General features: G+C 64.9%; 1 protein-coding gene. It reads left to right on the plus strand.

Features of this window, described 5'->3' with window-relative positions; genetic code table 11:
- Nucleotides 1-796, plus strand: a 796-nt coding sequence (locus EN925_RS38070; RefSeq protein WP_128337477.1) for an endonuclease/exonuclease/phosphatase family protein, incomplete at both ends; no start/stop codon positions are given.

The following is a 796-nucleotide window of genomic DNA, read 5'->3' on the forward strand; positions in this document are numbered from 1 at the left end:
ATTCCTTCTCGCATTTCCGCGTCCATCTTGCCGTGCTGATGGCGCTTTGCGCACTGCCGCTGCTGGCCACGACATTTCGACTGCAAGCGGCCGTGGCACTGCTTTTTGCCGTGGCGGCCTTCGCCACCACTTCCGGCTCGCTGTCCTTCTCCCGCCTGTGGCCGGTTCAGGCCGCCTATGAAGCCAAGAACGAAGACCGCGCGATCTACAAGCTGCTGCAGATGAACCTGCGCTACGACAATCCAACGCCGAAGAAGGTGCTGTCGCTGATCGGCCGGACCAATCCCGACGTGATCACCCTCGACGAGGTGTCGGCGATGTGGGCGACCGAGCTTGGCTATATCAGCAGCGCATATCCATACCGGATCCTCTGTCCTTACCCTAACAAGATATTCGGCGTCGCGCTGCTCTCGCGGCGGCCCTTTGCCGCCGGCACCGAGGCGCGTTGCGAAAGGCGTGGTGCCATGGCGACAGCGACCGTCGACTTCGGCGGCATCGACGTCGATGTCGCCGCGATCCATCTCAGCTGGCCCTGGCCACGCGAGCAGTACTGGCAGATCGGCGAGTTGACGGAGCCGCTTTCCGCGCTCGGCGAGACGGCCATCATGGCGGGCGACTGCAATGCCGCCCCATGGAGTGCCGCCGTGCGGCGGGTCGCGGCGCTTGGCGGGCTGACCGTCATGCCTTCCGCCGGCCCGACCTGTATCCACATCAGGCTGCCGGATTTCCTGCGGCGCTTCGCCGGCCTGCCGATCGACCAGGTTTTCAGCAAGGGCGGCGTGACGATCCATTCGGC

It is taken from the genome of Mesorhizobium sp. M7A.F.Ca.US.006.04.2.1, assembly GCF_004022915.1.
Classification (GTDB): domain Bacteria; phylum Pseudomonadota; class Alphaproteobacteria; order Rhizobiales; family Rhizobiaceae; genus Mesorhizobium; species Mesorhizobium ciceri.